This is a genomic window from Pseudomonas sp. MSSRFD41 (assembly GCF_014230245.1).
GTDB classification, from domain to species: Bacteria; Pseudomonadota; Gammaproteobacteria; order Pseudomonadales; family Pseudomonadaceae; genus Aquipseudomonas; species Aquipseudomonas piscis.
This window is the reverse complement of the sequence record NZ_JACKZK010000013.1, coordinates 114,292-138,071: the sequence shown is the minus strand read 5'-3', so window position 1 is coordinate 138,071 and position 23,780 is coordinate 114,292. Positions and strand designations below refer to the sequence as shown.

20 protein-coding genes are annotated in these 23,780 nt (G+C 63.4%); 10 read left to right on the top strand and 10 right to left on the bottom strand.

Going from position 1 to position 23,780, the window contains the following annotated elements:
* Window positions 1-23: 23 nt before the first annotated feature.
* The 8 genes from rseP to rpsB form a co-directional block, all read right to left on the bottom strand.
* On the bottom strand, window positions 24-1,376 hold the full coding sequence (gene rseP, locus H7A76_RS19910) for a sigma E protease regulator RseP (RefSeq protein ID WP_185700072.1): 1,353 nt from the start codon (window positions 1,374-1,376) through the stop codon (window positions 24-26).
* A 49-nt stretch (window positions 1,377-1,425) separates the two neighbouring features.
* On the bottom strand, window positions 1,426-2,616 hold the full coding sequence (gene ispC / locus H7A76_RS19905; protein WP_185700071.1) for a 1-deoxy-D-xylulose-5-phosphate reductoisomerase: 1,191 nt from the start codon (window positions 2,614-2,616) through the stop codon (window positions 1,426-1,428).
* Window positions 2,613-3,419, bottom strand: a complete 807-nt coding sequence (locus H7A76_RS19900) for a phosphatidate cytidylyltransferase (RefSeq protein WP_185700070.1) — start codon at window positions 3,417-3,419, stop codon at window positions 2,613-2,615. The genes ispC and H7A76_RS19900 overlap by 4 nt, the downstream gene beginning before the upstream one ends.
* Entirely contained in the window at window positions 3,419-4,174 is a 756-nt protein-coding gene (uppS, locus tag H7A76_RS19895) for a polyprenyl diphosphate synthase (RefSeq protein WP_085596153.1), read from the bottom strand. Before uppS ends, H7A76_RS19900 begins: the two co-directional genes overlap by 1 nt.
* Window positions 4,175-4,190: 16 nt before the next feature.
* Window positions 4,191-4,748 carry a ribosome recycling factor gene (frr, locus tag H7A76_RS19890; RefSeq protein WP_022642578.1) on the bottom strand — a complete coding sequence of 186 codons (558 nt, stop codon included), beginning with the start codon at window positions 4,746-4,748 and terminating at the stop codon, window positions 4,191-4,193.
* Window positions 4,745-5,488: a UMP kinase gene (gene pyrH, locus H7A76_RS19885; RefSeq protein WP_007924076.1), complete on the bottom strand. Its 744-nt coding sequence runs from the start codon at window positions 5,486-5,488 to the stop codon at window positions 4,745-4,747. Before pyrH ends, frr begins: the two co-directional genes overlap by 4 nt.
* Window positions 5,489-5,695: 207 nt before the next feature.
* A complete protein-coding gene (gene tsf / locus H7A76_RS19880) occupies window positions 5,696-6,562 on the bottom strand; it encodes a translation elongation factor Ts (RefSeq protein WP_185700117.1) in 867 nt (288 codons plus the stop codon).
* A 202-nt stretch (window positions 6,563-6,764) separates the two neighbouring features.
* Window positions 6,765-7,502: a 30S ribosomal protein S2 gene (gene rpsB / locus H7A76_RS19875; RefSeq protein ID WP_053134469.1), complete on the bottom strand. Its 738-nt coding sequence runs from the start codon at window positions 7,500-7,502 to the stop codon at window positions 6,765-6,767.
* Window positions 7,503-7,909: 407 nt separating this feature from the next.
* On the opposite strand from rpsB, the gene map reads away from it, so the two are divergent.
* From map to dapC, 3 genes are read left to right on the top strand one after another with little or no spacing between them, the layout of a single operon-like run.
* Window positions 7,910-8,692, top strand: coding sequence for a type I methionyl aminopeptidase (gene map / locus H7A76_RS19870; RefSeq protein WP_185700069.1), 783 nt, complete (start codon window positions 7,910-7,912; stop codon window positions 8,690-8,692).
* A 47-nt stretch (window positions 8,693-8,739) separates the two neighbouring features.
* Window positions 8,740-11,442 (top strand): [protein-PII] uridylyltransferase, encoded by a 2,703-nt coding sequence (locus tag H7A76_RS19865; RefSeq protein ID WP_185700068.1) that lies wholly within the window; start codon window positions 8,740-8,742, stop codon window positions 11,440-11,442.
* 39 nt (window positions 11,443-11,481) lie between these two features.
* Window positions 11,482-12,681 carry a succinyldiaminopimelate transaminase gene (gene dapC / locus H7A76_RS19860; protein ID WP_185700067.1) on the top strand — a complete coding sequence of 400 codons (1,200 nt, stop codon included), beginning with the start codon at window positions 11,482-11,484 and terminating at the stop codon, window positions 12,679-12,681.
* A 121-nt stretch (window positions 12,682-12,802) separates the two neighbouring features.
* Here dapC and H7A76_RS19855 read toward each other — a convergent pair whose 3' ends face one another.
* Entirely contained in the window at window positions 12,803-14,449 is a 1,647-nt protein-coding gene (locus tag H7A76_RS19855; RefSeq protein WP_185700066.1) for a Na+/H+ antiporter, read from the bottom strand.
* A gap of 288 nt (window positions 14,450-14,737) precedes the next feature.
* Between H7A76_RS19855 and H7A76_RS19850 the strand changes: the two genes are divergently transcribed.
* The 4 genes from H7A76_RS19850 (at window position 14,738) to H7A76_RS19835 (ending at window position 17,805) form a co-directional block, all read left to right on the top strand.
* Window positions 14,738-15,046 (top strand): arsenate reductase, encoded by a 309-nt coding sequence (locus tag H7A76_RS19850; RefSeq protein ID WP_235777349.1) that lies wholly within the window; start codon window positions 14,738-14,740, stop codon window positions 15,044-15,046.
* A 33-nt stretch (window positions 15,047-15,079) separates the two neighbouring features.
* On the top strand, window positions 15,080-16,114 hold the full coding sequence (gene dapD / locus H7A76_RS19845; RefSeq protein ID WP_185700065.1) for a 2,3,4,5-tetrahydropyridine-2,6-dicarboxylate N-succinyltransferase: 1,035 nt from the start codon (window positions 15,080-15,082) through the stop codon (window positions 16,112-16,114).
* 81 nt (window positions 16,115-16,195) lie between these two features.
* On the top strand, window positions 16,196-17,401 hold the full coding sequence (locus H7A76_RS19840) for an aminotransferase class V-fold PLP-dependent enzyme (RefSeq protein ID WP_185700064.1): 1,206 nt from the start codon (window positions 16,196-16,198) through the stop codon (window positions 17,399-17,401).
* Window positions 17,398-17,805: a SufE family protein gene (locus H7A76_RS19835; protein WP_185700063.1), complete on the top strand. Its 408-nt coding sequence runs from the start codon at window positions 17,398-17,400 to the stop codon at window positions 17,803-17,805. Before H7A76_RS19840 ends, H7A76_RS19835 begins: the two co-directional genes overlap by 4 nt.
* A 136-nt stretch (window positions 17,806-17,941) precedes the next feature.
* Here the strand turns inward: H7A76_RS19835 and tcdA are convergent, their stop codons facing one another.
* Complete coding sequence (gene tcdA / locus H7A76_RS19830; RefSeq protein WP_185700062.1) at window positions 17,942-18,751, bottom strand: tRNA cyclic N6-threonylcarbamoyladenosine(37) synthase TcdA; 810 nt, start codon at window positions 18,749-18,751, stop codon at window positions 17,942-17,944.
* Window positions 18,752-18,968: 217 nt separating this feature from the next.
* Between tcdA and H7A76_RS19825 the strand changes: the two genes are divergently transcribed.
* The 3 genes from H7A76_RS19825 (at window position 18,969) to H7A76_RS19815 (ending at window position 23,733) form a co-directional block, all read left to right on the top strand.
* Complete coding sequence (locus H7A76_RS19825; RefSeq protein ID WP_185700061.1) at window positions 18,969-21,560, top strand: glycosyltransferase; 2,592 nt, start codon at window positions 18,969-18,971, stop codon at window positions 21,558-21,560.
* Between the two features lie 212 nt (window positions 21,561-21,772).
* Window positions 21,773-22,924: a succinyl-diaminopimelate desuccinylase gene (dapE, locus tag H7A76_RS19820; RefSeq protein ID WP_185700060.1), complete on the top strand. Its 1,152-nt coding sequence runs from the start codon at window positions 21,773-21,775 to the stop codon at window positions 22,922-22,924.
* Window positions 22,924-23,733 (top strand): putative RNA methyltransferase, encoded by an 810-nt coding sequence (locus H7A76_RS19815; protein WP_185700059.1) that lies wholly within the window; start codon window positions 22,924-22,926, stop codon window positions 23,731-23,733. Before dapE ends, H7A76_RS19815 begins: the two co-directional genes overlap by 1 nt.
* The last annotated feature ends 47 nt before the right edge of the window (window positions 23,734-23,780 follow it).

Sequence of the window (23,780 nt, the reverse complement as noted above, 5' to 3'; positions counted from 1 at the left end):
CAGATTCGCAATTCAGCGAAGCGTTACAGACGACCCAGATCGTTGACCAGAGCAAGCAGCATGACTCCGACCACCAAGCTGATACCGATCTGTATCCCCCAACCTTGCACCCGATCCGACAAGGGACGACCACGCGCCCACTCGATCAGATAAAACAATAAGTGTCCCCCATCCAGTACCGGGATGGGCAACAAATTCAGAACGCCCAGGCTAATACTCAGATAAGCAAGGAAATTCAAGAAATCGGCAATGCCCGACTGGGCAGAAGCGCCCGCCACTTTAGCAATGGTTATCGGTCCGCTCAAGTTTTTTACCGAGAGCTCGCCGAACAACATTTTCTTCAGTGATTCCAGGGTCAGGACGCTCATCGTCCAAGTGCGCCGGGCACCTTCGCCAATCGCCTCCAGAGGACCATAACTGACTTCACGCAGCATCTGTGGCGGCCAGTCGACGGCCTTCACACCCGCCCCCAGATAACCGCTCGGCGCCTTGCTGTCACCCCGGCTGGCCAGGGTTACGGGAACCTCGATTCGGGCGCCATCACGCTCGACATGCAGCACGATCCTGGCCGCTGGATGCCCACGCACCCAGTCGACCACCTGCTGCCAGTCATCGAGCGCCTGACCATCGAGAGCCAACAGTCGATCGCCGTTTTTCAGGCCTGCAGACTGGGCCGGACCTTTCGGATCGAGTTCGGCCAGCACCGGAGGCAAGGCTGGGCGCCAGGGACGGATACCCAGGGAACGGATTGGATCGGGCTCGTCGGCGCCTTTGAGCCACTTATCCAGCACCAACTGGCGCGGGGAATCGGCTGTAGCACCTTGTTCACGGACCAGCAGTTGCAACGTACCGCTTTCGCCCAGGCGGCGTACCAATTGCAGATTCACTGCCGCCCAGCCGGCCGTCGGCTCACCGTCGATGGCGACGATTTCCTGTCCCGGACCCAGCCCAGCCTTGGCGGCGACGCTACCGGCCTCCACTTCACCGATAACCGGTCGTACCTGCTGGCTGCCCAGCATCGCTAGGGCCCAGAAAAACACCAGGGCCAGGAGGAAGTTGGCAATCGGGCCCGCCGCGACGATGGCGATACGCTGGCGAACGGACTTGCGATTGAAGGATTGATCGAGCTCCGCGAGCGCCACCTCGCCTTCACGCTCGTCGAGCATCTTCACGTAGCCGCCCAGGGGAATGGCAGCGACCACGAACTCGGTGCCATGGCGATCATGCCAGCGCACCAGGGGCATGCCGAAACCCACGGAGAAACGCAGCACCTTGACGCCACAGCGGCGGGCAACCCAGAAATGACCGAATTCGTGAAAGGTGACCAGCACGCCCAGGGCTACCAGGGTGCCGACAATCATATAGAGCGCGCTCATCTACTTTCTCCGCAATCCTATTCGCCGTCACTCGCGCGGGTCGCGAATCCTATCGCCCGTTACGCTGCAACCATTGGTCAGCCAGCAGCCGGGCCTGGGCATCCGCCGCGAATACGGCATCCAGCTCGTTGACCGCAACCACCGGCTCACGATTCAAAACCTCGTCGATGATACTCGCGATCTCCAGGTAGCGGATGCGCCGCTCGAGAAATGCCGAGACCGCCACTTCGTTGGCCGCGTTCAACATCGCCGGGGCGCTGCCGCCCGCCTCGGCCGCCTGGCGAGCCAGGCGCAGGCATGGGAACCGTTGCTCATCGGGTGCCTGGAAGTCCAGGCGGGCAATGGCGAACAGGTCGAGCGGCGCCACACCGGAGTCGATTCGCTCCGGCCAGGCCAGGGCGTTGGCGATCGGCGTACGCATATCCGGGTTCCCCAACTGCGCCAGTACCGAGCCGTCGACGTAGTCCACTAGCGAGTGGATCACACTTTGCGGGTGCACGACCACCTCGACCTGCGCCGGCCTGGCATCGAACAGCCAACAAGCTTCGATGAGCTCCAGGCCCTTGTTCATCATGCTTGCCGAGTCGACCGAGATCTTGCGCCCCATGGACCAATTCGGATGAGCGCAAGCCTGCTCTGGCGAGACGTCTTCCAGCTCGGACAGCGGTGTCTGCCGAAACGGACCGCCAGAAGCAGTCAAGAGGATGCGTCGCACCCCTACCTGGCCGAGACCTCGGGAGAAATCCCTCGGCATGCACTGGAAGATCGCATTGTGCTCGCTGTCGATAGGCAGCAATACCGACCCACTGCGACCCACCGCCTCCATGAACAACGCACCGGACATCACCAGCGCTTCCTTGTTGGCCAGGAGAAGCTTCTTGCCGGCCTGGACCGCTGCCAGAGTCGGACGCAAGCCGGCAGCACCGACGATCGCCGCCATCACCGCATCGACCTCAGGAGCCGAGGCGACCTCGCACAACCCCTGCTCCCCCACCAACACCCGGGTCGGCAGCCCGGCAGCCTGCAGATCGTCGCGCAAACGCCTGGCGGCCGCCTCTTGTGGCACTACGGCAAAACGCGGCACATGGCGCACACACAAGGCCAACAATTCGGCCAGGCGACTGAAACCGGTGAGAGCGAATACCTGGTAGCGATCCGGGTGACGAGCGATGACGTCCAGGGTGCTCAGGCCAATGGAACCTGTCGCTCCCAAGACCGTGATTTGCTGAACGCCGCTCACGATGCGCTCATCCACAGCAGTACTGCGAACACCGGAATCGCCGCAGTCAGGCTATCGATCCGGTCCAGTACCCCACCATGGCCAGGCAGCAGGTTACTGCTGTCCTTGATACCAGCCCGGCGCTTGAACATGCTTTCGGTCAGGTCGCCGACCACCGAGATGAAGACCACGACGGCCGCCCCCAGCAGCGCTACGAACAGTTGGCCGAAGCCCCAGCCACGAACCAGCCCTACTACCGCGGTGATAACCAGGCTCAGCGCGAGACCGCCATACACGCCCTCCCAGCTCTTGCCAGGGCTGACCTGGGGCGCCAGCTTGCGCTTGCCAAAGGCCCGTCCCGAGAAATAGGCACCGATGTCCGCGCCCCAGACCAACACCATCACCGCCATGATCAGCCAATTGCCCAGCGGCAATTGCTTGATGAACACCAAGCCCTGCCAGGCTGGCAGCAAGATCAGCAGGCCGATCAACAGCTTGGGGGCCGCCCCGGACCATTGTTCGCTGCTACGTGGATAGGTGAGCACCAGGTATGTCGCCAAGCCCCACCAGAGCACAGCCGCACCCAGGACCCACGGAGCGACACCTGGAACCAGGTGCATCAAGAACAACAGCGCCGCCACCGCCACTGCATAGGCGATTCGCGCCGGCTGTGCATTGAAACCTGCCAGGCGCGCCCACTCCCAACCACCCAAGGCGACCACCAGGCCGATGAACAGGGCGAAGTTCGAGCCTTCGAGCAGGAAAAATCCACCCAAGGCGATCGGCAGCAGGATCAGCGCAGTAATGATTCGTTGTTTGAGCATTAAACCCGGGCTCCAGCCTCGACCTGCTCGCTCGTTTTACCGAAGCGCCGCTGGCGAGATGCGTAATCGGCCAGCGCGTGGCGCATGGCATCGTGTTTGAAGTCCGGCCAGAACAGGTCGGAGAAATACAGTTCGGCATAAGCCAGCTGCCACAGCAGGAAATTGCTGATGCGATGCTCACCGCCCGTGCGTATGCACAGGTCCGGCAACGGCAAATCGCCGGTGGCCAGGCAAGCCTGCAGCAAATCCGGAGTGATGTCATCGGGCCGCAAGTGACCGGCCTGCACCTCACGCGCCAGACGCTGGGCAGCCTGGGCGATATCCCACTGCCCGCCGTAGTTGGCGGCGATCTGCAGGATGAAACGATCGCTGCCGGCGGTGATGGCTTCGGCCTCGCGCATCGCCGCCTGCAACTCGGGATGGAACCGCGAACGATCACCGATGATCCGCAGGCTGATGTTGTTGTCGTTGAGGCGCTTGGCCTCACGACGCAGCGCCTTGAAGAACAAGTCCATCAAGGCACTGACTTCATCGGCCGGGCGCTGCCAGTTTTCACTGGAAAAGGCAAACAGGGTCAGAACCTCGACCTTGGCCTCGGCGCACACTTCGATGACTGCACGTACCGCATCAACGCCCGCCTTATGCCCGGCAACCCCCGGCATGAAGCGTTTTTTTGCCCAGCGGTTGTTTCCGTCCATGATGATCGCGACATGGCGTGGCACTGAAGACGGCACAGGCTGTTTGGTCTTTTCCATGAAAACGTCCTGACCCTTATACGGCCATCAGGTCTTTTTCTTTTTCCTCGGTCGCCTTGGCGATCTGGCCCTCGAACTCCTTGATCAGCTTGTCGATTTCAGCACCGGCGCGGCGCTCCTCGTCTTCGCTGATGGCCTTGTCCTTGGACAGCTTCTTCAGCTCGCCCAGGGCATCACGACGAATGTTGCGTACCGCAACCCGTGCGTCCTCGGCAGCAGCGCGTGCCTGCTTGGTGAAGCCCTTGCGGGTTTCCTCGGTCAGCGGCGCCATCTTGATCAGCAGCAACTCACCCAGGTTGGTTGGGTTGAGGTTCAGGCCGGCGCTGCCAATGGCCTTGTCGATGGCGCCCAGCATATTGCGCTCGAACGGCACGACCTGCAGGGTCTGGGAATCCTTCACCGTCACGTTGGCGACGCCGCTCAACGGAGTGTCGGCGCCGTAGTAAGGCACCATCACGCTACCCAGGATGCTGGGGTGCGCCTTGCCAGTGCGGATCTGGCCGAACGCATGAGCCAGGGACTCCAGGCTCTTCTTCATGCGCTCCTGGGCGTCTTTCTTGATTTCGTTGATCATTGTTCGCCTTCCTCGATCAGGGTTCCTTCAGCGCCACCATGCACGATATTCAGCAGGGCGCCGGGCTTGTTCATGTTAAAGACCCGCAGCGGCATCTTGTGGTCGCGGCACAGGCAGATAGCCGTCAGATCCATCACTCCCAGCTTGCGATCCAGCACTTCATCGTAGGTCAGATGATCGAACTTCTCGGCATGCGGGTCCTTGAATGGATCTGCAGTGTAAACACCATCGACCTTGGTCGCCTTGAGCACGACATCGGCGTCGATCTCGATGGCCCGCAGGCATGCTGCAGAGTCGGTAGTGAAGAACGGGTTACCGGTACCGGCCGCGAAGATCACCACTTCTTTGGAGTTCAGGTGGCGCATGGCCTTGCGGCGGTCATAGTGATCGGTCACGCCAACCATGGAAATAGCCGACATCACGATGGCCGAGATATTGGCACGTTCCAGCGCGTCGCGCATGGCCAGACCGTTCATGACGGTGGCCAGCATGCCCATATGGTCGCCAGTGACCCGATCCATGCCGGCAGCGCTCAAGGCGGCACCGCGGAACAGGTTGCCACCACCGATCACCAAGCCTACCTGGACACCGATACCGACCAGTTGGCCGACTTCCAGCGCCATGCGGTCCAGCACCTTGGGATCGATCCCGAACTCTTCCGAGCCCATCAGGGCCTCGCCGCTAAGCTTGAGTAGAATGCGTTTATAGCGAGCTTGATAACCACTGCCCTGCTGAGCCATTGCGAATCTCTCCTGCGGCGTATTTAAAAATTCTTTGCGAGCTGTTTGCAGCTTGCGTTCACTCTAGCTTGACGCTGTCACAGCGCCATCAGAACACGGCTTTGTAAGCCGGTTCCGGAAGCGGACAACAAAATCGCCCTACCCATTTGAAAAGAGGCTGCGCGCGTGAGCGGGCAGCCTCTTTCGGGCGACAGTTGTAAAACCGTCTTACTGTTGCTTGGCAGCAGCCAGTTGTGCAGCAACTTCTTCGGCGAAGTTGTCTTCTTTCTTCTCGATGCCTTCGCCTACGGCGAAACGAGTGAAGGAAACGATTTCAGCGCCGCCTTTCTTGGCCAGGGCACCAACGGTGACTTCTGGATCCTTGACGAAAGCTTGCTCAACCAGGCTGGCCTCGGCCAGGAACTTGCTGATACGGCCAGCGATCATTTTTTCAACGATGTCGGCTGGCTTGCCCTTCATCTTGTCTTCGTTCAGCTGCATGAAGACGCCTTTTTCGCGCTCGATGGCTTCGGCGGAAACTTGCGATGGCAGCAGGAACTCAGGGTTGCTTGCAGCTACGTGCATGGCGATGTCCTTGGCCAGCTCTACGGAACCGCCTTTCAGAACAACCGCAACACCGATCTTGTTACCGTGCAGGTAAGTACCGACCACATCACCTTCGACGCGGGCCAGACGACGGATGTTGACGTTTTCGCCAGTCTTGCCGACCAGGATCAGGCGGTCAGCTTCTTGAGCTTCGATCAGCGGAGCTGCGTCGGTCAGCTTGTCAGCGAAAGCTTTTTCCACGCTGGCAGCAACGAACGCCTTGAAGTCGTCCTGCAGAGCCAGGAAGTCGGTCTGCGAGTTCACTTCCAGCAGAACAGCGGCTTTACCGTCGTCCTTGATGGCGATAGCGCCCTCAGCGGCAACGTTGCCAGCCTTCTTGGCAGCCTTGATCGCGCCGGAGGCACGCATGTCATCAATGGCTTTCTCGATGTCGCCGCCGGCCTTGGTCAGGGCCTTCTTGCAGTCCATCATGCCTTCGCCGGTACGCTCGCGCAGTTCTTTAACCAGCGCTGCAGTAATCTCTGCCATTTTCAAAATCCTCTTGGATAGGTTTTCAACCATTCCACCCGACTGAACGGGCGCTCAATTCTTGGGCACTACCCCGAATCCACTTCATAGCAGCCACGCATTACAGAAACTGTCGGGGTCTGCTACAAAATGTTTTTCGAGTTGGCAAAAAGGGGGCCAAGCCCCCTTTTTGCGTACTGAGTAAACGCTAAGCGTCAGTTACTCAGGCTTCAGCCGCCGGTGCTGCAGCTTCTTCGAACACTTCGGTGCCGCCAGCAACGTTGTTGCGGCCACGGATCACGGCATCGGCCATCGAACCCATGTACAGCTGGATGGCGCGAATGGCGTCATCGTTGCCTGGGATGATGTAGTCAACGCCTTCCGGGCTGCTGTTGGTATCGACAACGCCGATGACCGGGATGCCCAGCTTGTTGGCTTCGGTGATCGCGATGCGCTCGTGATCAACGTCGATCACGAACAGTGCGTCAGGCAGACCGCCCATGTCCTTGATACCACCCAGGGAGCGATCCAGCTTTTCCAGATCGCGAGTGCGCATCAGCGCCTCTTTCTTGGTCAGCTTGGCGAAAGTACCGTCTTCAGCCTGAGCTTCGAGGTCACGCAGACGCTTGATGGAAGCGCGGATGGTCTTGTAGTTGGTCAGCATGCCGCCCAACCAGCGGTGATCGACGTACGGCGAACCGCAACGTGCTGCTTCTTCAGCAACGATCTTGCCAGCGGAACGCTTGGTGCCGACGAACAGAATCTTGTTCTTGCCCTGGGCCAGACGCTCTACGAAGGTCAGAGCTTCGTTGAACATTGGCAGGGTTTTTTCCAGGTTGATGATGTGAATCTTGTTACGCGCGCCGAAAATGTACTTGCCCATTTTCGGATTCCAGTAACGGGTTTGGTGGCCGAAGTGCACACCGGCCTTCAGCATATCGCGCATGTTGACTTGGGACATGATAGTTCCTTAATAAGTCGGGTTAGGCCTCCACGTATCCCAATGACCAACCAACAGCTTGAGCTGAGGGCACCCAGGTCATCGTGTCGACACGTGTGTGGGTTTGGGCTTTTCAGGGGCATCCCCGGAAAGCGGCGCATTTTATATCACAGCAAGGGCAAAAACGGAACCCGGTTTCACATCCGCCGATCCACGCGGTTTTTTGCCCTGCCCCTGGAATCGGTCCAGAATGCCCCCTGGACAAAGGCAAGCACCGGCACAACCGCGGATTTGCGCCGAGCCTCTGTTAGAATCGCATCTTTGCGGCTTCCGAAAACCTCGCGACCCTATTTCAGGCCAAGGCCTGGCGAGCGCGGTTTTCTGGCCATCCCGTGTTTATCGCGCCCCTGAGCGTCAAGAGAGCCTGTATGACCGTCACCCTCAAAACCCCCGAGGACATCGCCAAAATGCGTGTCGCCGGCAAACTGGCCGCCGAAGTGCTGGAAATGATCGCCGAGCATGTCAAACCCGGCGTCACCACCGAAGAGCTGGATCGCATCTGCCATGACTACATCGTCAACGTGCAAGGCGCCATCCCGGCCCCGCTGAACTACAAGGGCTTCCCCAAGTCCATCTGCACCTCGATCAACCATGTGGTGTGCCACGGCATTCCCAACGACAAGCCGTTGAAGAATGGCGACACCCTGAACATCGACGTGACCGTCATCAAGGACGGCTACCACGGCGACACCAGCCGCATGTTCCACGTCGGCACCGTGCCGGTATGGGCCGAGCGCCTGTCGCAGATCACCCAGGAATGCATGTACAAGGCCATCGAACTGGTGAAGCCGGGGTGCCGCCTGGGCGATATCGGCGAAGTGATCCAGAAGCACGCCGAAAAGAACGGCTTCTCGGTGGTCCGTGAATTCTGCGGCCACGGTATTGGCAAGGTGTTCCACGAAGAACCGCAGATCCTGCACTACGGCCGCGCTGGCACCGGCATGGAACTCAAGGCCGGCATGACCTTCACCATCGAGCCGATGATCAACCAGGGCAAGGCCGACACCAAGGTCCTGGGCGATGGCTGGACCGCCATCACCAAGGACCGCAAGCTGTCGGCGCAGTGGGAACACACCCTGCTGGTGACCGAGACCGGCTACGAGATCTTCACCCTGCGCAGCGACGACACCATCGCCCGGGTCTCCGCCTGATCCACACCGTCGCGCCCCGACCTTATAGATAGAAAGGAAAGCAATCGATGCCGCAGGTGGATCCCGAACTCTTCGACCGCGGCCAGTTCCAGGCGGAACTGGCATTGAAGGCCAGCCCCATCGCGGCCTTCAAGAAAGCCATCCGCCAGGCACGGGAAGTGCTCGACAACCGCTTTCGCAGCGGACGGGAAATCCGCCGGCTCATCGAAGACCGCGCCTGGTTCATCGACAACATCCTGCAAAAGGCCTGGGACCAGTTCAACTGGAGCGCCGAAGCCGACATCGCCCTGGTGGCGGTCGGCGGCTACGGGCGCGGCGAGCTCCACCCCTACTCCGACATCGACCTGCTGATCCTGCTGGACAGCGCCGACCACGAGATCTTTCGCGACTCCATCGAACGCTTCCTCACCCTGCTCTGGGATATCGGCCTGGAGGTGGGGCAAAGCGTGCGCTCGGTGGATGAATGCGCGGAACAGGCCCGGGCCGACCTGACGGTGATCACCAACCTGATGGAAAGCCGCACCATTGCCGGCCCCGAGCGCCTGCGCCAACGCATGCTGGAAGTCACCAGCACCGAACACATGTGGCCGAGCAAGGACTTCTTCCTGGCCAAGCACGCCGAACAAAAGGCTCGCCACCACAAGTACAACGATACCGAGTACAACCTGGAGCCCAACGTCAAGGGCTCGCCAGGCGGCCTGCGGGATATCCAGACCATTCTCTGGGTCGCCCGCCGCCAGTACGGCACCCTGAACCTGCGGGCTCTGGCCGGCGAAGGGTTCCTGCTGGAAAGCGAGAACGCCTTGCTGGCGTCCTCCCAGGAGTTCCTCTGGCGTGTGCGCTACGCCCTGCACATGCTCGCCGGACGCGCCGAAGACCGCCTGCTGCTCGACCACCAGCGCTCCATCGCGACCCTGCTGGGCTTCGAGGGCGAAGACGCCAAGCAGAGCATCGAAAGCTTCATGCAGCAGTACTACCGCGTGGTGATGAGCATCGCCCAGCTGAGCGACCTGATCATCCAGCACTTCGAAGAGGTGATCCTCGCGCCCGAGGATGAAGCACCGCCCCAGCCGATCAACGCCCGCTTCCAGCTGCACGACGGCTATATCGAAGCGATCAACGACAAGGTGTTCAAGCGCACCCCGTTCGCGATGCTGGAGATCTTCGTGCTGATGGCCCAGCACCCTGAGATCAAGGGCGTGCGCGCCGACACCATCCGCCTGTTGCGCGAGCACCGACACCTGATCGACGACGATTTCCGCCATGACATCCGCAACACCAGCCTGTTCATCGAGCTGTTCAAGTGCGAGATCGGTATCCACCGCAACCTGCGGCGGATGAACCGCTACGGCATTCTCGGACGCTACCTGCCCGAGTTCGGCTTCATCGTCGGGCAGATGCAGCACGACCTGTTCCACATCTATACCGTGGACGCCCACACGCTGAACCTGATCAAGCACCTGCGCAAACTGCAGTACACGCCCATTTCCGAGAAATTCCCGCTGGCCAGCAAGCTCATGGGCAAGCTGCCCAAGCCGGAGCTGATCTACATGGCCGGCCTCTACCACGACATCGGCAAGGGCCGGCAAGGCGACCACTCGGAAATCGGCGCAGTGGACGCCGAGGCCTTCTGCATCCGCCACCAGCTGCCACTATGGGACACCCGGCTGATCGTCTGGCTGGTGCAGAACCACCTGGTGATGTCCACCACCGCCCAGCGCAAGGACCTCTCCGACCCGCAGGTGATCCACGACTTCGCCCAGGTCGTGGTGGACCAGACCCGCCTGGACTACCTCTACGTGATGACCGTGGCCGACATCTACGCCACCAACCCCAGCCTGTGGAACTCCTGGCGCGCCAGCCTGCTGCGCCAGCTCTACACCGAGACCAAGCGCGCCCTGCGGCGCGGCCTGGAGAACCCGGTGGATCGCGAGGAACAGATCCGCCAGACCCAGAGCGCGGCCCTGGATATCCTGGTGCGCAATGGCACCGACCCGGACGAGGTCGAACAACTCTGGTCACAGCTGGGGGACGACTACTTCCTGCGCCACACCGCCGGCGACGTGGCCTGGCACAGCGACGCCATCCTCCAGCAGCCGGCCGACGGCGGCTCGCTGGTGCTGATCAAGGAAATCACCCAGCGCGAGTTCGAGGGCGGCACGCAGATCTTCATCTATGCCCCCGACCAGCACGACTTCTTCGCCGTGACCGTGGCCGCCATGGACCAGCTCAACCTGAACATCCATGACGCCCGGATCATCACCTCCAGCAGCCAGTTCACCCTCGACACCTACATCGTCCTGGACAACGACGGCGAATCCATCGGCAACAATCCGCAGCGGGTCGAGCAGATCCGCAAGGGCCTGACCGATGCCCTGCGCAATCCCGACGACTACCCGACCATCATCCAGCGCCGGGTACCGCGCCAGCTCAAGCACTTCGCCTTCGCCCCCGAGGTGACCATCCACAACGACGCCCAGCGCCCGGTCACCGTGCTGGAACTCAGCGCCCCCGACCGCCCGGGGCTGCTGGCGCGCATCGGCAAGATCTTCCTGGAGTTCGACCTGTCGCTGCAGAACGCCAAGATCGCCACCCTGGGCGAGCGTGTGGAAGACGTGTTCTTCATTACCGACGCGAACAACCAGCCCCTTTCCGACCCCCAGCTGTGCAGTCGCCTGCAGGATGCGATCGTCAGCCAGTTGAGCGTCAGCCATGAACCGACTATCGAAATGACCCGCCTGAGCATCTGACAGGTCATGACCCGACGCTTTGATCGAGACCCCGCACCGATGAACAACGCTCTGAACCAGCTGCAGCCCTATCCGTTCGAAAAGCTCCGCGCCTTGCTCGGCGGCGTCACTCCCAACCCTGACAAGCGTCCCATTGCCCTGTCCATCGGCGAACCGAAGCACCGCTCGCCGAGCTTCGTCGCCGAGGCCCTGGCCAACAACCTCGACCAGATGGCCGTGTACCCCACTACCCTGGGCATCCCGGCCCTGCGCGAGGCCATCGGTGCCTGGTGCGAGCGACGCTTCGGCGTGCCGGAGGGCTGGATCGACCCGGCGCGTAACGTGCTGCCGGTGAACGGTACTCGCGAGGCGCTGTTCGCCTTCACCCAGACCGTGGTCAACCGCGGCGAGGACGCCCTGGTGGTCAGTCCCAACCCGTTCTACCAGATCTACGAGGGCGCAGCGTTCCTGGCCGGGGCCAAGCCGCACTACCTGCCGTGCCTGGACGAGAACGGCTTCAACCCGGACTTCGAGGCAGTACCGGCCGAGATCTGGCAGCGCTGCCAGATCCTGTTCCTGTGCTCGCCGGGCAACCCCACCGGCGCGTTGATTCCGCTGGCAACCCTGAAGAAGCTGATCGCGCTGGCGGACGAGCACGACTTCGTGATCGCCGCCGACGAATGCTATAGCGAGCTGTATTTCGACGAGCAATCGCCGCCGCCCGGCCTGCTCAGCGCCTGCGCCGAGCTGGGCCGCAAGGACTTCAAGCGCTGCGTGGTGTTCCACAGCCTGTCCAAGCGCTCCAACCTGCCGGGCCTGCGCTCGGGCTTCGTCGCCGGCGATGCCGAGATTCTCAAGGGCTTCTTGCTGTACCGCACCTACCACGGCTGCGCCATGCCGGTGCAGACCCAACTGGCCAGCGTCGCCGCCTGGAACGATGAAGTCCACGTGCGGGCCAACCGCGCGCTGTACCGCGAGAAATTCGATGCGGTGCTGGCGATTCTCGCACCGGTCATGGATGTGCAACGCCCGGACGGCAGTTTCTACCTGTGGCCGAACGTGGCCGGTGATGACGCAGCGTTCTGCCGCGACCTGTTCGAACAGGAACACGTGACCGTGGTCCCGGGTTCCTATCTTTCCCGCGATGTGGACGGCACCAACCCCGGCGCCGGCCGTGTGCGCATGGCGCTGGTGGCGCCATTGGCCGAATGCGTCGAGGCCGCCGAGCGGATTCGCGATTTCGTCCAGCGCCGCAAGTAATCTCGCCAACCTGTAGGAGCGAGGCTTGCTCGCGATGAACGATAACGCGGTGCATCAGGTGCATTGCGTCGTCTGTATCGCGGGCAAGTCGGATCGCCGCCCGCTCGCTCCTACACCAGCGTCATTTCACCGATCCCAGGTTCGCCTCGCTCAAGTCCAGTTCCGCCAGCACTTCACGCAGCACATCGTCGCCGATCTGATGCTGGCGGCTCAGGCGGTACAGCTCCAGCCGTTGCGCGCGCAGGGCCTTGAGCCGCAGGCGCCGCTCCAGCAGGTCCATCTGCTGGGCCAGGGCCTGGGCCTCGGCAGAATCGTTGTAGACCTCCAGCTGATGCCGGTACTCGGCCATCAACCGGCCCTTGAGCTCGCTGCTCAGGGCGGCCTGGGCGGCATCCGGAGCCTCGCCGGACTCGGCGACCTCCTCGGCTTCCAGCGCATGGATCGCCGCCTCGGCGGTCTTGCGCCAGGCATCGCGCACTTCGCCCCGGCGCTTGTCGTCAGGGCTCTTGACGATGCCACGCAGCAACAGCGGCAAGGCGATGCACGCCGCCACCAGGGACAGCAGGATCACCCCGGCGGCAATGAAGATCAGCAGGTCACGTTCGGGAAAGGCTTCACCCGCGCCCAGGAATAGAGGCACCGACATCACGCCGGCCAGGGTCACCGCCCCGCGCACCCCGCCCACGGTCAGCAGCCAGCAGGAACGCGCGGTGGGCACCAGGGTCAGCTCGCCCTTGCCGCGCCAGCGCCGCAACAGGCCCGACAGGCGCCAGATGCTCTGCACCCAGATGAAACGCAGTACCAGCAACACCAGGAAGATCGCCACCACATCCAGGCAACGGTAGGCCAGGGTCGGCCAGAGCGACGTCTCCTGGCTGACCACCGCCTTGATGATGTCCGGTAGCTGCAAGCCCAGCAGCAGGAAAATCAGGCCGTTGAAAGCGAACTCCAGCAACGACCAGACACTGCGGTTGAGCAGGCGGGTGCTGGTCTGGCGCGGCAGCAGGTCGAGCCAGCTCTGCATCATCCCCGCCGCCACCGCCGAAAGGATGCCCGAGGCGCCCAGGCGCTCGGCCAGCACATAGGCGGCGAACGGCAGCAGCAACATGAACACCACGTGGGTCGCCGGGTCGTCCCAGCCACGGGCGATCATCCAGGCCCGCAAACGCCCCACCAACCAGCTCAGGGCCACGCCCACCGCCAGGCCACCCACCGCCACCAGGACGAACGTCAGGCTGGCATTGGCCAGGGAAAACACCCCGGTGACCGCCGCCACCAGGGCAAACTTGAAGGTCACCAGGCCCGAGGCGTCGTTCATCAACGCCTCGCCCTGGAGCATGTGCATCAACGGCGTCGGCAGGCGGTTCTGGGAAATCGCCGAGACCGCGACGGCGTCGGTGGGCGACAGCACCGCCGCCAGGGCGAAGGCCACCGGCAAGGGAATGGTCGGCAGCAGCCAGTGGATGAAATAACCGGCGCCGACCACGGTGAACAGCACCAGCCCCACGGCCAGGGTCAGGATCGGGCCACGCAGTCGCCAGAACTCGCGCTTGGGCATGCGCCAGCCATCGGAAAACAACAGCGGCGGCAGGAACAGGAACAGGAACAGCTCCGGGTCCAGGGCCACGTGCAGGCCCAGGGTCGGCCAGGCCAGCAGGGCCCCGGCGCTGATCTGCACCAGGGGCAGTGGCAGTGGGATCACCCGCCCGACAAGACGCGAGAGGCTCACCAGCATCAGCATGATGAGGACGGTATAGGCGGTTTGCATAAAGCGGGGTTCCTGATTCGAACGTTCAGAGCAGACACACAAACGCGGCGACAATTCACCGCACAAGTGCCATGTTAGCCGCTTAAGCTGCGCTCACGCCGCTGCACGAAAGTCGCAACGCCCGGGTCCGCGCCGCACAATACGACAAAGCCCCGCAGCCGCCGACGCCTAAGCGCCGCCGTCGTGGCATAATCCCGGACCTTCGATTACCAGCACTCCAGAGGGGGCAATTCCTTGACCGCTTCAAGCAAAACGTTGCACCTTTTCGGCATCAAGGCCTGCGACACCATGAAAAAGGCGCGCACCTGGCTCGATGAACACGCTGTCAGCTATGACTTCCACGACTACAAGACCTCCGGCATCGATCGCGAGCACCTGAACCAGTGGTGCGCCGAGCACGGCTGGGAAGTGGTGCTGAACCGCGCGGGCACTACCTTCCGCAAGCTCGATGAGGCCAGCAAGGCCGACCTCGACCAGGCCAAGGCCGTCGAACTGATGCTCGCGCAGCCCTCGATGATCAAGCGCCCGGTGCTCGACCTCGGAAACAGAACCCTGATTGGCTTCAAGCCAGACCTTTACGCAGCGGCGCTCAAGTAAGCCTGCTCAACCAATTTCGCAAGAGGTAACTGCATGTCCACTACCCTGTTCAGCCTGGCATTCGGTGTCGGCACCCAGAACCGCCAAGGCGCTTGGCTGGAAGTGTTTTACGCAGCGCCGCTGCTCGAGCCAGCCGCTGAAATCGTCGCCGCGGTGGCGCCGATCCTCGGCTACAGCGAAGGCAACCAGGCCATCGCCTTCAACACCACCCAGGCCGCGCAGATGGCCGACGCCCTCAAGGGCATCGACGCCGCCCAGGCCGCCCTGCTGACCCGCCTGGCCGAAAGCCACAAGCCCCTGGTCGCCACCCTGCTGGCCGAAGACGCCCAGTTGAGCAGCACCCCCGAGGCCTACCTCAAGCTGCACCTGCTGTCCCATCGCCTGGTCAAGCCCCATGGCCTGAGCCTGGCCGGCGTGTTCCCGTTGCTGCCGAACGTCGCCTGGACCAGCCAGGGCGCCATCGACCTGGCCGAACTGGCCGAGCACCAGCTGGAAGCGCGCCTGCGCGGCGAGCTGCTGGAAGTGTTTTCGGTGGACAAGTTCCCGAAAATGACCGACTACGTCGTGCCAAGCGGCGTACGTATCGCTGACAGCGCGCGGATCCGCCTGGGCGCCTACATCGGCGAAGGCACCACCGTGATGCACGAAGGCTTCGTCAACTTCAACGCCGGCACCGAAGGCCCGGGCATGATCGAAGGCCGCGTATCGGCTGGCGTGTTCGTCGGCAAGGGGTCGGACCTGGGCGGCGGCTGTTCCACCATGGGCACCCTGTCGGGTGGCGGCAACATCGTGATCAAGGTCGGCGAAGGCTGCCTGATCGGCGCCAACGCCGGCATCGGTATCCCGCTGGGCGATCGCAACACCGTGGAGTCGGGCCTGTACGTGACCGCCGGAACCAAGGTGGCGCTGCTGGACGAGAACAACCAACTGGTCAAGGTCCTCAAGGCCCGGGAACTGGCCGGCCAGCCTGACCTGCTGTTCCGCCGCAACTCGGAAACCGGCGCCGTGGAGTGCAAGACCCACAAGTCGGCCATCGAGCTGAACGAAGCGCTGCACGCTCACAACTGAGCGAGCCCAGCACGCGGTTCCACCGGAACCCGCCGGGCGCTTATCATCAGCGCCCGGCCTGTTCAAACGAGTTTCGCCATCATGCTTGTACCCTCTCCCTGGCGCGCCGACTTCCCGGCCATCGCCGCCCTGCAACGCCAGGACCAGACCTACCTGGACAACGCCGCCACCACCCAGAAGCCCCAGGCCCTGCTGGATGCCCTGGCGCATTACTACACCAACGGCGCGGCCAACGTGCATCGCGCCCAGCACCTGCCCGGCGCCCATGCCACCCAAGCCTTCGAGGACAGCCGCAGCAAGGTCGGCCAGTGGCTCAATGTCGGCGACAGCGGGCAGATCGTCTTCACCCACGGCGCGACTTCCGCGCTGAACCTCCTGGCCTACGGCCTTGAACATCGATTCGAAGCTGGCGATGAGATCGTCGTCAGCGCCCTGGAGCACCACGCCAACCTGCTGCCCTGGCAACAACTGGCCCAGCGCCGCGGGCTGGGCCTGGTGGTCCTGCCGCTGGACGCCGACGGCCTGGTGGATATCGATGCCGCGAGCCGCCTGATCGGCCCGCGAACCCGACTGCTGGCGGTCAGCCAGCTGTCCAACGTACTGGGCGCCTGGCAACCCCTGACCCCGCTGCTGGCCATGGCCAGGGCCCAGGGCGCACTGACCGTGGTCGACGGCGCCCAGGGAGTGGTCCACGGTCGACATGACGTTCAGGCCCTGGGCTGCGATTTCTATGTGTTCTCCAGCCACAAGCTGTACGGCCCGGAAGGCGTCGGCGTGATCTTCGGCCGCCATGGGGCGCTCCAGGACCTGCGCCACTGGCAGTTCGGTGGCGAGATGGTCCAGGACGCCGATTACCAGCATGCCAGGTTCCGTCCCGCGCCCCTGGGTTTCGAGGCGGGAACGCCAGCGATCGCCGGGGTCATCGGCCTTGGCGCCACCCTGGACTATCTCGGCGGCCTGGACCAGCAAGCCGTGGCCGAGCATGAGGCGCAGCTGCATGCCTACCTCTTGCACGGGCTGCAGGCACGCAATGGCATCCGCCTGCTGGGCACGCCGCAGCTGGCGCTGGTCAGCTTCGTGGTCGACGGCGTACACAGCGCCGACCTGGCGCACCTGTTGACCGAACAGGGCATCGCCGTGCGGGCCGGCCATCACTGCGCCATGCCCTTGCTCAAGAGCTTCGGCCTGCACGGAGCGATCCGCGTCTCCCTGGCGCTGTACAACGACTCCGAGGACCTGGAGCGCTTCTTCGAGGCCCTGGACCAGGCCCTGGAGCTGCTGCGATGAGCCTGCCGGAAGACGCCAGCACAGCGCTGCGGGCCTTCCAGGAAGCCGTTGGCTGGGAACAGCGGGCGCGCTTGTTGATGCAATGGGGCGAACGCCTGCCGGCCCTGGACGACAGCGCCAGGGTCGAGGCCAATCGAGTGCACGGTTGTGAAAGCCAGGTGTGGCTGGTGGCGAGCCTGGATCAAGGCCGCTGGCAGTTCGCCGCGGGCACCGATGCCCGGCTGATCCGTGGCCTGGTGGCGCTGCTGCTGGCGCGGGTCAACGGTTTGTCGGCGCAAGAGTTACGTGAGGTGGACCTGGCGGACTGGTTCAACCAGCTGGGGCTGTCGCGCCAGCTCTCGCCATCACGCGCCAACGGCCTCAATGCCGTGCTGCAACGAATGGGCGAACTGGCCAGCGTGTAGCCGCTGCCAAGCCTGCGAGGCTGCGACAAGGCCCGCAGGGCCTTCAGGATCGCTCTCTCCTACTCCACCCGGCGGCCGCTGCGCGCCCGTGCGCAGCTGCGGCAGCGGCTACACGAGGCTCGACCGCTATTGCTGGCTATACCGCCTTGTTGCGCTCGGACGGGCGACGCACGCCCGCCACCAGCTTGTCCACCGCCTTGGTCGCCGCGACCATGCCGAACGTCGCGGTCACCATCATCACCGCGCCGAAACCACCCGCACAATCGAGCTTGACCCCATCGCCGACGAAGCTCTTCTGCAGGCAGATGCCACCGTCGGGCTTGGGATAGCGCAACTGCTCGGTGGAAAACACGCAGGGCACGCTGTAGTGCCGGTTCATGGTGCGCGAGAACCCGTAGTCGCGACGCAAGGTCGAACGCACCTTGGATGCCAGTGGGTCGTTGAAGGTACGGTTCAGGTCGCAGACCTGGATCTGGGTCGGATCGATCTGCCCGCCAGCCCCGCCGGTGGTGATGATCTGGATCTTGCGGCGCTTGCACCAGGCGATCAGCGCCGCCTTGGCATTCACGCTGTCGATGCAGTCGATCACGCAATCGATATCGGGAGTGATGTACTCGGCCATGGTGTCACGGGTGACGAAATCCGAAACCGCATGCACCGTGCAATCCGGATTGATGCCCCGCAGGCGCTCGGCCATGACCTCGACCTTGGGCCGGCCCACGGTGCTGTCCAGGGCATGCAGTTGGCGGTTGCTGTTGCTGACGCAGACATCGTCGAGGTCGAACAGCGAGATTTCTCCCACGCCACAACGGGCAATGGCTTCCGCCGCCCAGGAACCGACGCCACCGACGCCGACGATCGCCACATGGGCCGCCCGCAGCCGTTCCAGGCCCTCGATGCCATACAAACGGGCGACGCCGGCAAACCGTGGATCTTCTGTACTCATGACCATCACCTAAAAAACCGGCGCGCATTATAGGACTTCGCCGCGACAAGTTTTAAGCCGCAAGCTACAAGTAAAGAACTTAAACCCAATTACGGTGCCCAAGGTCTCGCCGTCCCCCGTGCGCTGTACGCTCAGTTGAGGGGCGGTGTAGGATGCGCGCCGTTTGGCGCCAGCCAACCTTTCCCTCGTTCCACACTTCTTGGAACCCGAAATAACCATGTCATCGCGTAAATTTGGACTCAATCTAGTGATAGTGCTGGCCATTGCCGCACTGTTCACCGGTTTCTGGGCGCTGATCAATCGCCCGGTCTCGGCCCCCGACTGGCCGGAACAGATCTCCGGTTTTTCCTACTCGCCCTTCCAGCTGGGTCAGTTCCCGCAAAAGGACCAGTACCCGTCCGACGATGAAATGCGTCGCGACCTGGAGATCATGAGCAAGCTGACCGACAACATCCGCACCTACTCGGTGGACGGCAGCCTGGGGAACATTCCCCGGCTGGCGGAAGAATTCGGCCTGCGCGTGACCTTGGGGATCTGGATCAGCCCGGACCTGGAGCGCAACGAGCGCGAGATCATGCGCGCCATCGAACTGGCCAACACCTCCCGCAGCGTGGTCCGGGTAGTGGTGGGTAACGAGGCGATCTTCCGCAAGGAGATCAACGCCGACCAGTTGTCCGTGGTCCTGGACCGGGTGCGCGCCGCGGTCAAGGTACCCGTCACCACCTCAGAACAGTGGCACGTCTGGGAAGAACATCCGGAACTGGCCCAGCACGTCGACCTGATCGCCGCGCACATCCTGCCCTACTGGGAGTTCATCCCGGTGGACAAGGCCGAACAGTTCGTCCTCGACCGGGCTCGCGACCTGAAGAAGATGTTCCCGAAAAAACCGCTGCTGCTGTCCGAAGTGGGCTGGCCGAGCAATGGCCGTATGCGCGGTGGCGCCGACGCCAGCCCGGCGGACCAGGCGATCTACCTGCGGACCCTGGTCAACCAGCTCAACCGCCAGGGCTACAACTACTTCGTCATCGAAGCCTTCGACCAACCGTGGAAGGCCAGCGACGAAGGTTCGGTGGGCGCCTACTGGGGCGTGTTCAACGCCTCGCGCCAACAGAAATTCAACTTCGAAGGCCCGGTCGTTGCCATCCCGCAATGGCGGGTATTGGCCATTGGCTCGGTGGTCCTGGCGATGCTGTCGTTGGCGGTGTTGCTGATCGACGGCTCGGCCCTGCGCCAGCGCGGGCGGACGTTCCTGACCTTCATCGCCTTCCTCTGCGGTTCGGTGCTGGTGTGGATCGGCTATGACTACAGCCAGCAATACAGCACCTGGTTCAGCCTGACCGTGGGCTTCCTCCTGGCGCTAGGCGCCCTGGGGGTGTTCATCGTCCTGCTCACCGAGGCCCACGAACTGGCGGAGGCCGTGTGGGTGCGCAAGCGTCGGCGCGAGTTCCTGCCCGTGGAGGGCGATTCCGGCTACCGGCCGAAAGTCTCGATCCACGTGCCCTGCTACAACGAGCCGCCGGAGATGGTCAAGCAGACCCTGGATGCCCTGGCCAACCTCGATTACCCGGACTACGAAGTCCTGATCATCGACAACAACACCAAGGACCCGGCCGTCTGGGAACCGGTCCAGGCCTATTGCCAGACCCTGGGCCCGCGCTTTCGCTTCTTCCATGTCTCGCCGCTCGCCGGCTTCAAGGGCGGCGCGCTGAACTACCTGATCCCGCATACCGCCAAGGACGCCGAGGTGATCGCGGTCATCGACTCCGACTACTGCGTGGAGCGCAACTGGCTCAAGCACATGGTGCCGCACTTCGCCGATCCGAAGATCGCCATCGTGCAGTCGCCCCAGGATTACCGCGACCAGAACGAAAGCACCTTCAAGAAGCTCTGCTACGCCGAATACAAGGGCTTCTTCCATATCGGCATGGTGACCCGCAACGACCGCGACGCCATCATCCAGCACGGCACCATGACCATGACCCGCCGTTCGGTCCTGGAAGAGCTGGGCTGGGCCGACTGGTGCATCTGCGAGGACGCCGAGCTGGGCCTGCGGGTGTTCGAGAAGGGCCTGTCGGCCGCCTACCACCACGAAAGCTACGGCAAGGGCCTGATGCCCGACACCTTCATCGACTTCAAGAAGCAGCGTTTCCGCTGGGCCTACGGCGCGATCCAGATCATCAAGCGCCACACCGCCAGCCTGCTGCGCGGCAAGGACACCGAGCTGACCCGCGGCCAGCGCTACCACTTCCTGGCGGGCTGGCTGCCGTGGGTGGCCGACGGCATGAACATCTTCTTCACCATCGGCGCGCTGTTGTGGTCGGCGGCGATGATCATCGTGCCCAAGCAGGTGGACCCGCCGCTGCTGATCTTCGCCATCCCGCCCCTGGCGCTGTTCGTGTTCAAGGTCGGCAAGATCATCTTCCTCTACCGCCGTGCGGTGGGCGTGAACCTCAAGGACGCCTTCTGCGCGGCCCTGGCTGGCCTCGCCCTGTCCCATACCATCGCCAAGGCGGTGCTGTACGGTTTCTTCACCAGCAGCATCCCGTTCTTCCGCACGCCGAAGAACGCCAATAGCCATGGTTTCTGGGTGGCCATCTCCGAGGCTCGGGAAGAGCTGTTCATCATGCTGCTGCTGTGGGGCGCGGCGCTGGGGATCTTCCTGGTCCAGGGCCTGCCGAGCAACGACATGCGTTTCTGGGTGACCATGCTCCTGGTGCAGTCGCTGCCCTACGTAGCGGCACTGGTCATGGCCTTCCTGTCGTCGCTGCCCAAGCCGGCGCCGGAGCCTGAACCGGCCCCTGCGGCCTGAATCGACACAAAGTACTAAACGGCGGCCTGAGGCCGCCGTTTTGCTTTAAGATATCCGCCATTTTGCGCGCCTTGCCCCCATTACAGTAGGAGCAGGCTTGCCTGCGATGAAACCTCTGCGGTGCCTCGGGCAAACCGCGTCGCGACCATCGCGGGCAAGTCGGATCGCCGCCCGCTCGCTCCTACACATAACGCCTTGCACCGGAGTTTCCCATGACGGCCCACGCCGAGCTTTCGCCGACCCTGCAACTTGCCTGTGACCTGATCCGTCGCCCCTCGGTGACCCCGGTCGATGCCGACTGTCAGAAGCTGATGATGCAGCGCCTGGGCGATGCCGGTTTCCAGCTGGAACCGATGCGCATCGAGGATGTGGACAACTTCTGGGCCACCCATGGCAAGCACGCAGGCCCGGTGCTGTGCTTCGCCGGCCACACCGACGTGGTGCCGACCGGCCCGGTCCAGGCCTGGCAGAACGATCCGTTCGAGGCCCTGATCGACGAACACGGCATGCTCTGCGGCCGTGGCGCGGCGGACATGAAAGGCAGCCTGGCGGCGATGCTGGTGGCCGCCGAGCGCTTCGTCGGCGATTACCCGGACCACAAGGGCTCGGTGGCGTTCCTGATCACCAGCGATGAAGAAGGCCCGGCGCACCATGGCACCAAGGCCGTGGTCGAACGCCTGGCAGCGCGCAAGGAACGCCTGGACTGGTGCATCGTCGGCGAGCCTTCGAGCACCAGCCTGGTGGGCGATGTGGTCAAGAATGGCCGCCGCGGCTCCCTGGGCGCCAAGCTCACGGTCCGTGGGGTCCAGGGCCACGTGGCCTATCCGCACCTGGCCAAGAACCCTATCCACCTGGCCGCCGCGGCCCTGGCGGAACTGGCGGCCGAACACTGGGACGACGGCAACGCCTTCTTCCCGCCCACCAGTTTCCAGATCTCCAACCTCAACTCCGGCACCGGCGCCACCAACGTGATTCCCGGTGAGCTGGTGGCCCTGTTCAACTTCCGCTTCTCCACCGAATCCACCGTCGAAGGCCTGCAACAGCGGGTCGCGGCAATCCTGGACAAGCACGAACTGGACTGGCACGTGGAGTGGGCGCTGTCCGGCCTGCCGTTCCTCACCGAGCCAGGCGCCTTGCTCGACGCGGTATCGGCCAGCATCGAGCAGGTCACCGGCCGCCAGACCAAGGCCTCCACCAGCGGCGGTACGTCCGATGGCCGGTTCATCGCCACCCTGGGCACCCAGGTGGTGGAACTGGGGCCGGTCAACGCCACCATCCACCAGGTCAATGAGCGGATCCTGGCCAGCGACCTCGACGTGCTGACCGAGATCTACTACCAGACCCTGGTCCGGTTGCTCGCCTGATGCTCGCCTGCCCTCTTTGCAGCGCCCCGCTGAACACCCAGGACAATGGCGTGGTGTGCCCGGCCGGGCATCGCTTCGACCGCGCCCGCCAGGGTTACCTGAACCTGCTGCCGGTACAGCACAAGAACAGCCGCGACCCGGGCGATAACCAGGCCATGGTCGAGGCCCGCCGCGACTTCCTCAACGCCGGGCACTACGCCCCGGTGGCCGCGCGCCTGGCCGAGCTGGCCGCCGAGCGGGCACCACAGCGTTGGGTGGACATTGGCTGTGGCGAGGGTTACTACACCGCGCAACTGGCCCAGGCTCTGCCCACAGCCGATGGCTACGCCCTGGATATTTCCCGGGAAGCGGTCAAGCGCGCCTGCCGCCGGGCCCCGCAGTTGACCTGGATGGTCGCCAGCATGGCGCGCATTCCCCTGGCCGAGGGCAGTTGCCAGTTCCTGGCCAGCGTCTTCAGCCCCCTGGACTGGCAGGAAGCCAAGCGCCTGTTGAGCCCTGGCGGCGGCCTGATGAAGGTCGGGCCTACCAGCGGCCACCTGATGGAGCTGCGCGAACGCCTGTACGACGAGGTCCGGGAATACACCGACGACAAGCACCTGGCCCTGGTGCCACAGGGCATGGCCCTGGACCATAGCGAGGTCCTGGAATTCAAGCTGCGCCTGGATCGCCCGCAAGATCGCGCCAACCTGCTGGCCATGACGCCCCATGGCTGGCGTGCCAGCGCCGAGCGCCGGGCCGCGGTGATCGAGCAAGAGCAGCCGTTCGAGGTCAGCGTATCGATGCGCTACGATTATTTCGTACTGCAGTGACCCCACTTCAACCACGACCCCGGGCATGGGCCCGGGGTCGGATAAAT